At 64.3% G+C, this 1267-nt stretch carries 1 protein-coding gene; it reads right to left on the reverse strand.

The window, feature by feature from the left end:
• Positions 1–32: 32 nt before the first annotated feature.
• A protein-coding gene (locus ACQR3U_RS23325; RefSeq protein WP_112320133.1) for an IS3 family transposase occupies positions 33–1198 on the reverse strand; the annotation gives its coding sequence in 2 pieces (ribosomal slippage) (positions 33–923 and positions 926–1198; 1164 coding nt in all).
• Positions 1199–1267 lie beyond the last annotated feature (69 nt).

Below are 1267 nucleotides of genomic sequence, written 5' to 3' on the forward strand. Positions count from 1 at the left end.
GGGACTGCTGCACGATCCGGTGACAGATTCGGTCACGCAGCCTGTGTGGCTGGTGTGGTCATGATGGTCTCGAACTCGACAGGCGTCAATCTGCCGAGCCGGAGCTGACGTCGCCGGCGGTGATAGGTCCGCTCGATCCAAGTCACGATCGCGATGCGCAACTGCTCGCGTGTGGCCCATCTCTGCCGGTCGAGGACGTTCTTCTGGAGCAGCGCAAAGAACGATTCCATCGCGGCATTGTCGCCGGCCGCACCCACCCGACCCATCGATCCGACCAGGTCGTGGCGGGCGAGGGCGCGGACAAATTTCCGGCTGCGAAATTGCGATCCACGGTCGGAATGAACCACACATCCGGCAACCGAGTCCCGCCGTGCCACTGCCGATTCGAGGGCCGTGACAGCCAGACGGGATTTCATCCGATCGCTGATCGAGTAGCCGACGATCCGGTTCGAGTACACGTCCTTGACCGCACACAGGTAGAGCTTGCCTTCCTCGGTTCTGTGTTCGGTGATATCGGTGAGCCACAAAGTGTTTGGAGCATCCGCGGTGAAGACGCGGCCGACGAGATCATCGTGCACCGGCGGCCCGGAGCGGCCCTTCTTCGAGCCACGTTTCTTGCCGAACACACTCCACCACCTGTTGGTCGAACAGATCCGCCACGCCGTGCGGTCCGACATCGACTCGCCCGCATCGCGGGCTTCGTCGGCGAGGAACCGGTAGCCGAACTCCGGGTCCTCGCGGTGGGCGTCGAACAGGGCGTTCGCCCGGTACGCCTCCTCGAGTTCGGCGTCGGTGACCGGGTCGGCGAGCCACCGGTAGTACGGCTGGCGCGCGATCCCCAGAACCCGGCACGTCACCGCGACGGGAATCCCGCCGGCGGCCAGCTCGCGGACGAGCGGGTACATCATTTTCCCGGAAGATTCGCCTGTGATAGATACGCCGCGGCCCGCCGCAGCACTTCGTTCTCCTGCTCAAGCAACCGGATCCGCTTTCTCAGCTCGCGGTTCTCTCTGGACTCCTCGTTCGTCGTCCCTGGCTTGGTGCCGTCCTCGACGTCGGCATTCCTGAGCCAGTTGGTCAGGCAGGATTCGCTGATGCCGAAGTCGGCGGCGATCTGCCGCAGGTGCTGACCTGGTTCGCGGTTGCGGGCCACGCGGACGACGTCGTCGCGGAACTCTTTCGGATAGGGCTTGGGCACGGGGTCCATCCTTCCAGCAGTGCCTCACGGCACCACAGTTCAGATGTCACCTATCCGTGCAGCAGTCCC

This window comes from Rhodococcus sp. IEGM1339, from assembly GCF_050321925.1.
Lineage (GTDB): Bacteria > Actinomycetota > Actinomycetes > Mycobacteriales > Mycobacteriaceae > Rhodococcus > Rhodococcus pyridinivorans.